Source organism: Pseudomonas sp. MM211 (assembly GCF_020386635.1).
Taxonomy (GTDB): domain Bacteria; phylum Pseudomonadota; class Gammaproteobacteria; order Pseudomonadales; family Pseudomonadaceae; genus Aquipseudomonas.
The window spans coordinates 4964639-4977156 of the sequence record NZ_CP081942.1 but is presented as its reverse complement, the minus strand read 5'-3'; the positions used below and the strand labels follow the sequence as shown (position 1 = coordinate 4977156).

At 60.3% G+C, this 12518-nt stretch carries 13 protein-coding genes and 1 riboswitch; of the genes, 9 read left to right on the top strand and 4 right to left on the bottom strand.

Annotated elements, in window-relative coordinates; translation table 11 throughout:
* The first annotated feature begins 29 nt into the window (after nucleotides 1-29).
* The 4 genes from K5Q02_RS22870 to K5Q02_RS22855 all read left to right on the top strand — a co-directional run bounded on the left by K5Q02_RS22870 (nucleotide 30) and on the right by K5Q02_RS22855 (nucleotide 2010).
* Nucleotides 30-212, top strand: a complete 183-nt coding sequence (locus tag K5Q02_RS22870; RefSeq protein WP_225834639.1) for a CPXCG motif-containing cysteine-rich protein — start codon at nucleotides 30-32, stop codon at nucleotides 210-212.
* Nucleotides 212-472 carry a putative signal transducing protein gene (locus K5Q02_RS22865; RefSeq protein ID WP_225834637.1) on the top strand — a complete coding sequence of 87 codons (261 nt, stop codon included), beginning with the start codon at nucleotides 212-214 and terminating at the stop codon, nucleotides 470-472. The genes K5Q02_RS22870 and K5Q02_RS22865 overlap by 1 nt, the downstream gene beginning before the upstream one ends.
* A 37-nt stretch (nucleotides 473-509) precedes the next feature.
* Complete coding sequence (locus tag K5Q02_RS22860) at nucleotides 510-1127, top strand: SOS response-associated peptidase (RefSeq protein ID WP_225834635.1); 618 nt, start codon at nucleotides 510-512, stop codon at nucleotides 1125-1127.
* A 67-nt stretch (nucleotides 1128-1194) separates the two neighbouring features.
* Nucleotides 1195-2010 (top strand): M48 family metallopeptidase, encoded by an 816-nt coding sequence (locus K5Q02_RS22855; protein WP_225834633.1) that lies wholly within the window; start codon nucleotides 1195-1197, stop codon nucleotides 2008-2010.
* A gap of 108 nt (nucleotides 2011-2118) precedes the next feature.
* Here K5Q02_RS22855 and K5Q02_RS22850 read toward each other — a convergent pair whose 3' ends face one another.
* From K5Q02_RS22850 to K5Q02_RS22840, 3 genes are all read right to left on the bottom strand, one after another.
* Nucleotides 2119-2706 (bottom strand): TMEM165/GDT1 family protein, encoded by a 588-nt coding sequence (locus K5Q02_RS22850; RefSeq protein WP_225839842.1) that lies wholly within the window; start codon nucleotides 2704-2706, stop codon nucleotides 2119-2121.
* A gap of 90 nt (nucleotides 2707-2796) precedes the next feature.
* Nucleotides 2797-2951: riboswitch (yybP-ykoY riboswitch) on the bottom strand.
* A 61-nt stretch (nucleotides 2952-3012) separates the two neighbouring features.
* The gene (locus K5Q02_RS22845) at nucleotides 3013-4011 is read right to left on the bottom strand and encodes a class I SAM-dependent methyltransferase (RefSeq protein WP_225834632.1); all 999 of its coding nucleotides are present in this window, start codon (nucleotides 4009-4011) and stop codon (nucleotides 3013-3015) included.
* Nucleotides 4012-4095: 84 nt separating this feature from the next.
* Entirely contained in the window at nucleotides 4096-5061 is a 966-nt protein-coding gene (locus tag K5Q02_RS22840; protein WP_225834630.1) for a 2-hydroxyacid dehydrogenase, read from the bottom strand.
* Between the two features lie 143 nt (nucleotides 5062-5204).
* Here K5Q02_RS22840 and K5Q02_RS22835 point away from each other — a divergent pair, with 143 nt between their 5' ends.
* Complete coding sequence (locus tag K5Q02_RS22835; protein ID WP_225834629.1) at nucleotides 5205-5834, top strand: LysE family transporter; 630 nt, start codon at nucleotides 5205-5207, stop codon at nucleotides 5832-5834.
* Nucleotides 5835-5866: 32 nt separating this feature from the next.
* Here K5Q02_RS22835 and K5Q02_RS22830 read toward each other — a convergent pair whose 3' ends face one another.
* Complete coding sequence (locus K5Q02_RS22830; protein ID WP_225834627.1) at nucleotides 5867-7042, bottom strand: thiolase family protein; 1176 nt, start codon at nucleotides 7040-7042, stop codon at nucleotides 5867-5869.
* Nucleotides 7043-7229: 187 nt separating this feature from the next.
* Between K5Q02_RS22830 and K5Q02_RS22825 the strand changes: the two genes are divergently transcribed.
* The 4 genes from K5Q02_RS22825 (at nucleotide 7230) to K5Q02_RS22815 (ending at nucleotide 12473) form a co-directional block, all read left to right on the top strand.
* The gene (locus K5Q02_RS22825; RefSeq protein ID WP_225834625.1) at nucleotides 7230-8912 is read left to right on the top strand and encodes a fatty acid--CoA ligase; all 1683 of its coding nucleotides are present in this window, start codon (nucleotides 7230-7232) and stop codon (nucleotides 8910-8912) included.
* A gap of 226 nt (nucleotides 8913-9138) precedes the next feature.
* A complete protein-coding gene (locus tag K5Q02_RS22820; RefSeq protein WP_442963945.1) occupies nucleotides 9139-10914 on the top strand; it encodes a DUF1302 domain-containing protein in 1776 nt (591 codons plus the stop codon).
* Complete coding sequence (locus tag K5Q02_RS24670) at nucleotides 10904-11077, top strand: DUF1302 family protein (protein ID WP_442963944.1); 174 nt, start codon at nucleotides 10904-10906, stop codon at nucleotides 11075-11077. The genes K5Q02_RS22820 and K5Q02_RS24670 overlap by 11 nt, the downstream gene beginning before the upstream one ends.
* A gap of 28 nt (nucleotides 11078-11105) precedes the next feature.
* Nucleotides 11106-12473, top strand: coding sequence for a DUF1329 domain-containing protein (locus K5Q02_RS22815; protein WP_225834623.1), 1368 nt, complete (start codon nucleotides 11106-11108; stop codon nucleotides 12471-12473).
* The last annotated feature ends 45 nt before the right edge of the window (nucleotides 12474-12518 follow it).

Genomic DNA, 12518 nt, shown 5'->3' with positions numbered 1-12518 from the left:
ATACCCTGCAAGTCACACGGAGGCGCCCTATGCTGGAAACACAGGATTACCAATGCCCTTATTGTGGTGAGCCGGTCGAGGCTGTACTGGATCTATCGGCGGGGGATCAGCAGTACATCGAAGACTGCCCGGTGTGCTGCCGGCCGATCGTTTTCTCGCTCAGTACCGATGGTGTTGACTGGCAGCTGGATGTGCGAGGAGAGAACGACTGATGAAGCGGATCTACGAGCCACAGGATCTTATGGAGGGCGAGCTGTTGAGGAGCATGCTCGCCAGTGAAGGTATTCAGGCGCATCTGATTGGCGGCCACCTAGTCGGTGCGGTCGGCGAGCTGCCGGCCTGCGGCTTGCTCGGGATGCTGGTCGAGGATGACGACGCCGAGCGCGCCCAGCGGTTGATCGCCGAGTACAATGGCGCGCAACCGCTGCCCGGTGACGAACCGGATAATTTTCAGGGTGTGTTGCTGTGCTAAGGCAGTCTCGCGCCTACTCCTCCTGACCGGGTACCCCATGAGTGGACGCTTCGCCCTGTTTCGCTGGACGCCTGCCTTTGCAGCGCTACCCGGTTTCCCCGCTGATCAACAGCCGCACTGGAATCTTGCGCCAGGCGCCCAGGTGCTGCTGCAGCGTGCCGATGGCGAGCAACGCTCGCTGGTGCGTGTTCGCTGGGGGCTGACGCCATCCTGGCTCAAGGATTTGTCGAAAACGCCTGCCCATGCCCGCGCTGAAACCCTGGCTGAGCAGCCAATGTTTCGCGACGCTTTTCGCCTGCGCCGTGGCTTGATCCCGGCCAACGGTTTCTATGAGTGGCGTGGAACCGCACGTAAGCGCCCTTATTGGTTGAGTGGCCAGGATTCGCTGCTCTATTTCGCAGCCCTGTGGGAGGCTTATCCGGTCGAAGGGCATGTTTACCTGAGTGCTGCATTGGTCACCCAGGCCGCTGCCACATTGCGCCGCCCGCTGCTCTTGAATGAGCACGATCAGCAGCGTTGGCTGGCGGCGGATACGCCAGTGGAAGAGCTGCAGGCACTGCTCGTTGGTACGTCACCGGTGCTGCGGGAACGGGTCTTGAGCAACTTGGTCAATGATCCGACACTTGATGGGCCCGAGTGTCTGACGCCCGCTTGATCACTCAACTTGCGAGCACCTCTTACAGTCCCTAGCATACGCCGCTCAGACCTCAGGGAGATCCAGCATGAAATCGTCGTTGTCTTTCACTACTCTGGCTGCGGCCTTGCTGCTGGCGGGATGCCAGTCCGTCAACACCACCAGCGGTGGCGCAGTGGGTGTCGAGCGCAAGCAGTATATGTTCAGCGCGTTGTCGACCGATGAAGTCAACCAGATGTATGCCCAGTCCTATCAGCAGACGCTTAGCGAAGCGTCTAAGCAGGGCGTGCTGGAGAAAAACAGCGCAGATGCCAAGCGTCTGCAGCGCATTGCCGACCGTCTTATCAAACAGGCGCCGCTGTTCCGTCCCGATGCCGCCCAGTGGCAGTGGGAAGTCAACCTGATCGATAGCCCAGAGCTGAATGCCAACTGTGGCCCGGGCGGCAAGATCATTTTTTACACGGGCATCATCGACAAACTGAAACTCACCGATGACGAGATCGCCGCGGTGATGGGCCACGAGATTGCCCACGCTTTGCGTGAGCACGGTCGAGAGGCGATGTCCAAGGCCTATGGTGTGAACCTGGCCAAGCAGGGCGCTGCTGCGTTGCTGGGCGTAACGCCGGATAAGATGGCACTGGCTGACGCAGCGGTGAACTACGGGATGACGCTGCCCAACAGCCGCAGCAATGAGAACGAAGCCGACCTGATAGGCCTGGAGTTGTCCGCGCGGGGTGGATTCAACCCCAATGCGGCGGTCTCGCTGTGGGAAAAAATGGCCAAGGCCAGCGAGGGCTCGCCGCCTGAGTTCATGAGCACTCACCCGGCTTCCTCGAGCCGCATCGCGTCGCTGCAGGCAGCTATTCCGAAGGTAATGCCGCTTTATCAGCAAGCGAAGAAGTGATCTAGTGTCTGTTGCCGTCATTGGATGACAGGCGGCAGCGCAGTACTCATTCGGCGATCTGCGCCGCTGCCTGCGTTAGATGCTTAGCGCACGCTAACGCGGGGGCGATTAACGGCCTATCACACCACTCAACAGCATTGCCTGATAGGCCGCGTAGAGCGCCAGCGCCGCGAAGGCGGTGGCGGCCAGCCGGCGGATCAGGGTGAGGGGCAGGCGATCTGCAGCGAAGTTGCCGGCCAGTACCACCGGTACGTTGGCGATCAGCATGCCCAGAGTGGTGCCGATGACCACCATGATGAAGTGCGGATACTGGGCGGCGAGCATCACGGTCGCCACCTGGGTCTTGTCGCCCATCTCGGCCAGGAAGAAGGCGATCAGGGTGGTCAGGAACGGGCTATAGCGTTTCAGGTTGGAGCTTTCGTCATCGTCGAGCTTGTCTGGAATCAGCGTCCACAGCGCCACAATGATGAACGAGGCGGCGAGTATCCAGCTGAGCAGCGCGGGAGATAGCAGCCCCGCTACCCAGTTACCGACCGCGCCAGCCACCAGGTGATTGGCCAGGGTGGCGACCGCCATGCCCCAGATGATCGGCCACGGCCTGCGGAAGCGCGCCGCCAGCAGCAACGCGAGCAGCTGCGTCTTGTCGCCGATTTCCGCCAGGGCAACGATCAGGGTGGGAACGAAAAGAGATTCCAGCATCAGGTTTCCTAAAGGGGCGGGTAGACACGGCTATGACACGTACAGCCTTCCCGCCCCGGGTAAGGTGTTCGTGTCATAGGTCTTGTCAAACCCTGCGCGGCACTCGTGCTTGCTGTGGCCGAGTGGCGCAGACCCGTCTTGGCGGGTCTTGGGTCGCACGCACCATGGTCAGCTGACCAAGTATGTTGATGCATGCCGGGCGAGCTGGCGCTCGCGGGAGACTACTCCCCTAGGACGCGCGCATTCTGCCCAAGTAGGGCGTTTTGGGCAAGGCCTGCGCCGCTGTGCCGCAGGCCCGACGTTTCAGCGGCTGAGCGCTTGGTAGATGCGGAAACCCTCGGCATCGGCCAGGGTGTGGCAGGTGCCGATATGCTGCTCGATCAGCGGCGGGTATTTGAGGAAGCGGTTGGCCACCAAGCGAATCTGCCCACCCTTGCGCAGGTGTTTGGCTGCCTGACGCAGCAAGTCTTCGCTGGCCTGATAATGGGTATGCACGCCTTGGTGGAACGGTGGGTTGCTGAGGATTGCGCTCAGCTCGCTAGGCGCCGCGGCGATGCCATCACCGCTGATCACGTCAGCTTCCAGGCCATTCGCAGCCAGGGTCAGGCGGCTGCTGGCGACGGCAAACGCATCGACGTCGAGCAGCGTGACGTGGCTGTCTGGATAGCGACGTTTGAGTACCGCACCAAGCACGCCGGCGCCACAGCCGAAGTCCAGTAAGTGGCCGCTCGGCAGCTCGCTCAGGTGTTCGAGCAGCAGGGCGCTGCCGATGTCCAGCCGGCCATGGCTGAATACCCCGGGGAGGGTGATCACCTCGAGCGGGCCGTCATCGAGTTGCAGACTGTAGTGCTGCGCCAGCGTGGAGAGATCCGGGTTGGCGGGTGCCTGTTCCACGCGCACTTGCCACAGCTGGCAGTGGCGCGCGCTGTCGAGCTTGCGCGGCGTGCCATAGGCGCCCATCTGTTTGGCCGCACGCTCGACGCCAGCGCGCTTTTCGCCGACCAGATAAAGCACGCCACCTGGCAGACGGGCAGCCAGAGCGTCGAGCAGGTAACCGGTCAGCTCGCGGGACTTGGGCAGAAACAGCACAGCAGCGTCGAAGCTGGCCTGCGGCGGGGTCACCCCAAAGCTGCTGCGCTCGGCGAAGCGAGTTTCGAGTCGGCCGTGGTCGCCTGCGTGCCAGCTCCAGCCAAAGGCGTGTGGCAGTTGCCCGAGCAGGTCATCGGCGGGGAGCCCCGCGAGCAGTATCGGGCCGTTGAACAGCTCGGCCTGACGCAGCAGCACTTCACTTCGCGGATCCATGAGATCTCCCCCGGCAAAAGCGCGAAGGGTAGGGGGGCCAGCTTCAAGCTGCAAGCCCAAAGCTGGAGGCGAAGGGCAGAGCCTTCAGTTCACTTGCCGCTTTGCCTGGCCTGACAGAAAGCCTGCCGCATTTTCCGCCAGTTGCCCGACGATCCGCTGACGCGCCTCGCGGCTACCCCAGGCGCTGTGGGGCGTGATGATCAGACGAGGAATGTCGACAGCCAGCAACGGGTTGCCATCACGGGGCGGCTCCTGAGTCAGCACATCGGTGGCTGCGCCGCCGAGTTTGCCGGCACGCAGGGCGTCGGCCAGGGCCTGCTCGTCGATAAGGCCGCCACGGGCGGTATTGATCACGAAAGCGCCGGGTTTGAGCAGATCCAGTTCGCGGGCGGTGATCAGGTTGCGGGTCTGCTCGGTCAGCGGGCAATGCAGGGTCAGTGCATCGACCTGAGGGAGCAGTTCGTCCAGCGGCAGGCGATCCGCTCGCGGCGGGCGGCCCGGCAACTGCCCGTAGAGCACGCGCATACCGAAGGCTTCGGCCAGCCGGGCGACGGCACCGCCCAGTTCACCATGACCGAGCATGCCCAGGGTCTTGCCTTCGAGTTCGACGATCGGATGGTCGAGCAGGCAGAACATCGGTGATTGCTGCCAGCGACCGGCGCGGATGTCGCGTTGGTAATCCGCCAGGCTGGTAGCCAGGGCGAGCAGCAGCGTGAGGGTGTGCTGCGCAACCGAGGGCGTGCCGTAACCCTGGCAGTTGCAGACGGTCACGCCATGGGTTCGGGCGGCATCCAGATCGACATTGTTGGTACCGGTGGCGGTTACCAGTACCAGCTCAAGATCCGGGCAAGCGGCGAGCACCGATGCATCGATCACTGCCTTGTTGACGATGGCCACGCGGGCGGCCTGCAGCCGTTCGATGACCTGCTCCGACGTACTCCGCTCGTGCAATATCAGTTCGGCGAACTGCTCGCGCAGCGGGCTCATGTCCAGATCGCCGAGGTCGAGGGAACGGTAGTCGAGAAATACTGCGCGGCCGGTTTTGCTCATCAGCTGTACCTTTCTGGCAATCTTGTTGGGAAGTAAAGTGCAGCCTATCAGAACCTGTTCGCCGTCTGCGGCAGCTTGACCCTCAAGGGTGAAGCTCGACCATTGAAGGCCAGCGACAGGTTGAAGCCCAATGCGGAGCCGCTATGTACTGGATGGAATTCTTCACCGTCGCCCTGATTCACCTGCTGGCCGTGGCCAGCCCCGGGCCAGACTTCGCCATCGTGGTGCGCGAAAGCGTGGCGCACGGTCGCCGCACGGGTGTGTTCTGCGCGCTAGGCGTAGGCGTGGGGATTTTCGTTCACGTGGCGTATTCGCTGCTGGGGATCGGCCTGATCGTTTCCCAGTCCATCGTGTTGTTCAATGCCTTGAAGTGGTTGGCCGCCGCCTATTTGTTGTACATCGGTTTCAAGGCGCTACGCGCCAAGCCTGCGACTGCGGATGCCGCGCAGAATCAGGCTCCAGTGGTTGCGCGAACGCCTCGCGGGGCCTTCGTCACGGGTTTCGTCACTAATGGCCTGAACCCCAAGGCGACGCTGTTCTTCCTGTCGCTGTTCACCGTGGTGATCAACCCACACACACCGCTGCTGGTTCAGGGTGGTTACGGTGTCTACCTGGCCGTGGCCACCGCACTGTGGTTCTGCCTGGTGGCAATGCTGTTCAGCCATCAGCGGGTGCGTGATGGCTTTGCCCGCATGGGCCACTGGTTCGATCGCCTGATGGGCGCCGTGCTGGTCGGCCTGGGCATCAAACTGGCCTTCACCGAGTTGAAGTGAAGAGCGCAGGAGCGCTCCTCCTTCACTGAGCGCTAGATGATTTCCACGGCGATTGCCGTCGCCTCGCCGCCCCCGATGCACAGCGAGGCGATGCCGCGTTTACCACCGGTTTGGCGCAGTGCGTTGATCAGCGTGATGATGATCCGCGAGCCGGTCGAGCCCACCGGATGACCCTGGGCGCAGGCGCCGCCGTAGATGTTCACCTTGGCATGATCGAGGCCGTGTTCACGGATGGCCAGCATGCTGACCATGGCGAAAGCTTCGTTGATCTCGAACAGGTCGACCTCGTCTTTCTGCCAGCCGGTCTTGCGCAGCAGGTTGCTGATGGCGCCGATCGGGGCGAGGGTGAACTCGCTGGGATCCTGGCTCTGCGTTGCGTGGGCGACGATTCGAGCCAACGGCTTGAGGCCGCGCGCCTCGGCCTGCTCGGCACTCATCAGCAGCAGCGCGCTGGCACCATCGGAAATCGAGCTGGCGTTGGCTGCAGTGATGCTACCGTCCTTGCTAAAGGCCGGCTTCAGGCTCGGAATACGGTCGATCCTGGCGCTCAGCGGTTGCTCGTCCTCGCTTATCTGCGTATCGCCCTGTCGGGTGCTGAGGGTGACGGGCACGATCTCATCGGCCAGCAGCCCGGCGGTCATGGCGTGCTGTGCGCGGCGCAATGACTCGATGGCATAGGCATCCATGGCTTCGCGTGTGATGCCATAGCGATCCGCGGTTTCCTGGGCGAAGGAACCCATCAGGCGGCCCGTGCGGGCGTCCTCCAGGCCGTCGAAGAACATGTGATCCTTGACCTCACCATGGCCCATGCGCAGGCCTCCACGTGCCTTCGGCAGAAGGTACGGGGCATTGGACATGCTCTCCATGCCGCCGGCGATCATCACCTCGTTGCTGCCAGCCTTGATCAAGTCGTGGGCCAGCATCACCGCTTTCATGCCGGAACCACAGAGTTTGTTGAGGGTGGTGCAGCCTGTGGCGCTGGGCAGGCCGGCGGCCAATGAAGCCTGCCGTGCCGGCCCCTGTTTGAGGCCCGCGGGCAGCACGCAGCCCATGATCACTTCCTGCACATCGGCTGGCGCGATACCGGCTTTGGCTACCGCTGCGCGGATCGCGGTAGCGCCTAGCTCCACGGCGCTGACGGTCGACAGGCTGCCCTGGAAGCCCCCCATAGGCGTGCGTGCGCCGCTGACGATGACAATATCTGACATGTTTTTACCTCGATCTTCAGGAATGGGGCGAAACAGGCGCTGTGGTCTTGGGCTAGGGTTGAAAAGTCATCCTATCGGCTCATTTGAGCGGGTTCGTGCTCGCGGTACTGTCGGCCGAGATGCCAAGACACACCCAGGTTTCGCTTCATATCGTCGCTACCCACAATAGTCCATAACAGGTGAGCCCATGCTGCAGACCCGCATCATTCCTCCCGCTGCCAATGCCCATCAATACCCGCTGCTGATCAAGCACCTGCTGCTCTCTGGCTGTCGCTACGAGAAAACCCGCGAGATCGTCTATCGCGACACCTTGCGCTACAGCTACGCGACCTTCGCCGAGCGGGTGGCGCGTCTGGCCAATGTGCTTGGTCAGGCAGGGGTCAAGGCTGGGGATACGGTGGCGGTGATGGACTGGGACAGCCACCGCTATCTGGAGTGCATGTTCGCGGTGCCGATGATTGGTGCGGTGCTGCATACCATCAACATTCGCCTATCACCCGAGCAGATTCTCTACACCATGAACCACGCCGACGACCGTTTCGTGCTGGTCAACAGTGATTTCGTTGCGCTTTACCAAGGCATTGCCGATCAGCTCACCGGTGTCACCGGCACGCTGCTGCTGACCGATGGTGACGACTCCCGTGCAGAGCTGCCAAACCTGGTCGGTGAGTACGAGGCGCTGCTGGCTGCTGCCAGCCCGGCATACGAATTCGCCGATTTCGATGAGAACTCGGTGGCCACTACCTTCTACACCACGGGGACAACCGGCAACCCCAAGGGCGTGTACTTCACCCATCGCCAGTTGGTGCTGCACACTCTGTCCATGGCCTGCACCGTCGGCAGCCTGGACAGCATCCGCCTGATGGGTAGCGATGATGTGTACATGCCGATCACGCCGATGTTCCACGTGCATGCCTGGGGCGTGCCCTATGTCGCCACCTTGTTGGGGGTGAAGCAGGTTTACCCGGGCCGTTACGAGCCGGAAATGCTTTGCAAACTGATCAAGGGCGAGCAGGTGACCTTCTCCCACTGCGTGCCGACCATCCTGCAGATGCTGCTCGGCGCCCCAGGTGCCCAGGGTTACGATTTCAAGGGGCTGAAGGTCATCATCGGTGGCAGCGCCCTGAATCGCGCGCTGTATGACGCAGCCAAGGCGAGCGGCATCCAGCTCACAGCAGCCTATGGCATGTCGGAAACCTGCCCGCTGATTTCCTGTGGTTACCTCAACGAGGAGTTGCTTGCTGGCAGTGAAGACGAGCGCATCACCTATCGCATCAAGGCCGGAATTCCGGTGCCCCTGGTGGAGGCGGCGATCATGGACGCCGACGGCCAGCGACTACCAAACGATGGCGAAACCCAGGGTGAACTGGTATTGCGCTCCCCCTGGCTGACCCAGGGCTACCACCGCGAGCCGGAAAAGAGCGAAGAGCTGTGGGCGCATGGCTGGATGCACACCGGCGATGTGGCGACCCTGGACGCCATGGGCTTCATCGACATTCGCGACCGCATCAAAGATGTGATCAAGACCGGTGGTGAGTGGATCTCCTCGCTGGAGCTGGAAGACCTGATCAGTCGCCATCCTGCAGTGCGTGAAGTCGCGGTGGTTGGCGTGGCCGATCCGCAGTGGGGCGAGCGGCCGTTCGCGCTGGTGGTGGCGAAGGAGGGGCAGGCGCTGGACGCTAGAATTCTCATGGAGCACCTCACGCCTTTCGTCGAACAAGGCCACATAAACAAGTGGGCCATTCCCACTCAGGTCGCGCTTGTTACCGAAGTTCCCAAGACCAGTGTGGGCAAGCTGGACAAAAAGCGTATTCGCGTCGACATCGGGCAATGGCAGGCGGCAGGAAGTGAGTTTCTGTCGACCCTGTAAGGCACGAATTTCAACGCCAAAAATGTGACTGATCAGTCAAACAAGCGTTTGGCTTGCTAATTGCTGGTTTCAAGCCATTCTTGGCTTGTCACGGATGGGACTGATCCGTCGAAACCTGCGAGCCAGAGTGTCTCGAGCACTGTAAAGCACTCTTTAGGGTGATCACTTGGCAAAGCTCGCTGGCTATAGTCAATCAGCCATAACAAAAACAAATGGAGTAGCGTCGATGACCAACACAACAAGGCCGTTCTGGCGTCTGGCAAAACTGCCGCTGGCCGTCAGCCTCGCATCAGCTCTCGCCAGTCCGGCATTCGCCGTCAATTTCAATATCGGGGAGATCGAAGGGCAATTCGATTCGTCGCTGTCGGTAGGGGCTAGTTGGTCGACGGCTTCGCCGGACAAAAACCTCATCGGCAAGAACAATGGCGGCGACGGTCTGTCACAGACCTCCGACGATGGTCACCTAAACTTCAAGAAAGGCGAGACCTTCTCGAAGATCTTCAAGGGTATCCACGACCTCGAACTCAGGTATGGGGATACTGGTGTTTTCGTACGTGGCAAGTATTGGTACGACTTTGAGCTGAAGGACGAGGGCCGCGAGTTCAAGGAAATCAGTGATTCCAATCGCAAGGAAGGCGCGAAATCCTCGGGCGCTGAATTACTCGACGCGTTCGTGTATCACAATTACTCCATTGCCGATCAGCCGGGTTCTGTTCGCTTAGGCAAACAGGTGGTGAGCTGGGGCGAAAGCACTTTTATCTTGAATAGTATCAACTCAATCAACCCTATCGACGTCGCTGCCTTCCGCCGCCCTGGCGCCGAAGTCAAAGAGGGCTTGATTCCAGTCAATATGTTTTATGTTTCGCAGAGCTTGACCAACAACCTCTCGGCCGAAGCCTTTTATCAGCTGGAATGGGATCAGACCGTTGTAGATAACTGCGGTACGTTTTTCTCGCAGGCGGATATTGTTGCTGATGGGTGCAACAACAATCTTGCAGTGTTGAATCCGGCGGTGGCGGCATTTGGCCGAGGCGCAATTCCCGGCATTCGTTATAACGCCACGTCCGAAGGGATTATCGTGCCTCGTAGTGGGGATCGCGATGCACGTGACAGTGGCCAGTGGGGCGCTGCGCTGCGCTACCAGTTCGAGCCGCTGGATACTGAGTTCGGCGCGTATTTCATGAATTATCACAGCCGTAACCCTGTATTCAGTGCGGCTGCCGGGCCTCGGTCGCTGTATAACGCCACTGCGGGGGCTGCTGCAACTGTGCAAGGTGCTTGTGCAGGCGTCCCTGGCGCAACTGCAGCTTCGGTTGCAGCTTGTACTCAAGGTGTTTTGTTTTCCAACATCGCTGGTGGAAGCAACTATTTCATTGAGTACCCTGAGGACATCCAGCTGTACGGTTTGAGTTTCGCTACAACGCTGCCAACCGGCACGGCCTGGTCCGGCGAACTTAGCTACCGTCCTAACGCTCCAGTTCAGATAAATACGACGGATATTCTGTATGCGGGCGTTAGGGGGTTGGCTGGATACTCTGGGATTCCAGGGTTAGGCGGCTTGGCTGCTGCAAACAACTTGTCGCTACTAGGTGGCCCAGCTGCAGGCGTTCCTGGATCCACAGTCCATGGTTATAACCGCAAAGAAATCACTCAGTTCCAAACTACCCTTACGCATTTCTTCGATCAAGTCATGGGCGCGAGTCGCCTGACGGTGATTGGTGAAGTTGGTATCACCCACGTTGGTGGGCTGGAAAAAAGCAGTGAGCTGCGTTACGGCCGCGATCCGGTTTACGGCCCAGGCCCGCTGCCGAATGGCGCTTGCCCTGTCATCAATGGCGCTGGTAAAAATCAGAGCAAGTACTGTGAAGACGACGGCTTCGTTACCAGCACATCCTGGGGTTATCGCGCTCGTGCTATCTGGGAATATAATGACGTATTTGCTGGTGTAAACCTGCGCCCCAACGTCTCCTGGTCTCATGACGTAAGTGGATATGGTCTCTAACGGTCTGTTCAACGAAGGCGCCAAGGCAGTCAGTATGGGGGTCGAAGCCGAGTACCAAAACACCTATACCACCAGCCTGGCTTACACCGATTTCTTCGGCGGAACGTATAACACGCTGGTTGACCGCGACTTCCTGGCCCTCAGCTTCGGCATGAACTTCTAAGCGCCCGTATTCATAGGAAAATGCATTTATGAACACAACAAAAAGACTGTTGCAGACCGGCGCTTTGACCTTGTCGCTGCTGGCCTGTGGCGTGATGGCGGCAGTGTCTTCGGACGAGGCGGCCAAGCTGGGCAATACGTTGACGCCAGTTGGCGCGGAAAAGGCCGGCAATGCCGATGGCAGTATCCCGGCCTGGACTGGTGGGCTTCCTGTTAATGCGGGTGCAGTCGATGGTGGTGGTTTCCTGGCCGATCCATTCCCCAACGAGAAGCCGCTGTTCACCATCACCGCGCAGAACGTGGAGCAGTACAAGGACAAGCTGACTCCTGGGCAGTACGCGATGTTCAAGCGTTATCCGGAAACCTACCGGATGCCAGTATTTCCGACCCACCGCACGGCAAACCTGCCGGATAACATCATTGCGGCGGCCAAGCTCAACGCTACCAACACCAAGTTGATTCAGGGCGGCGAAGGTCTGGAAAACTTCCAACTGGCCAATCCTTTCCCGATTCCGAAAGACGGCCTGGAGGCAATCTGGAACCATATCACCCGTTACCGTGGTGCCAGCGTGCGACGCCACGTCGTACAGGTGACGCCGCAGGCCAATGGTTCGTTCAGTCCGGTCAGCCTGGAAGAGGAGTTCGCCTTCCGTGGGATGATGCCGGGGGTCGATACCAGCAAGCCGAGCAATATCCTGTTCTACTTCAAGCAACGAGTAACGGCGCCTTCGCGCCTGGCCGGTAACGTGCTGCTGGTGCACGAAACCATCGACCAGGTGAAGGAGCCGCGCATGGCGTGGCTGTACAACGCCGGTCAGCGCCGCGTGCGCCGTGCGCCACAGGTGTCCTATGACGGCCCGGGTACCGCAGCCGATGGCCTGCGTACCTCGGACAACCTGGACATGTACAACGGCTCGCCGGATCGCTATGACTGGCAGTTGCTGGGCAAGAAGGAAATCTACATTCCTTACAACAGCTACCGTCTTGATTCGCCGAAGCTGAAGTACGCCGATATCGTCAAGGCTGGGCACCTGAATCCCGATCTTACCCGCTATGAGCTGCACCGCGTCTGGCACGTGACCGCCACGCTCAAACAGGGCGAGCGCCACATCTATGCCAAGCGTGATTTCTACCTTGACGAAGACACCTGGCAGGCCTCAGCCATCGACCATTACGACGGTCGCGGTACTTTGTGGCGTGTAGCTGAAGCTCATGCTCAGTACTACTACGACAAGCAGGTACCTTGGTACGCTGTAGAAGTTATCCACGACCTGCTGTCTGGCCGTTACCTTGCCCTGGGTCTGAAGAACGAGGAGAAGCGTGCTTACGAGTTCGACTATCCGGCCAAAGAAAGCGATTACACCCCGGCAGCTTTGCGTCAGTCTGGCGTTCGCTGATCGAGTTGAGTGACGGAGAAGCCGGCCTTGAGCCGGCTTTTTCTT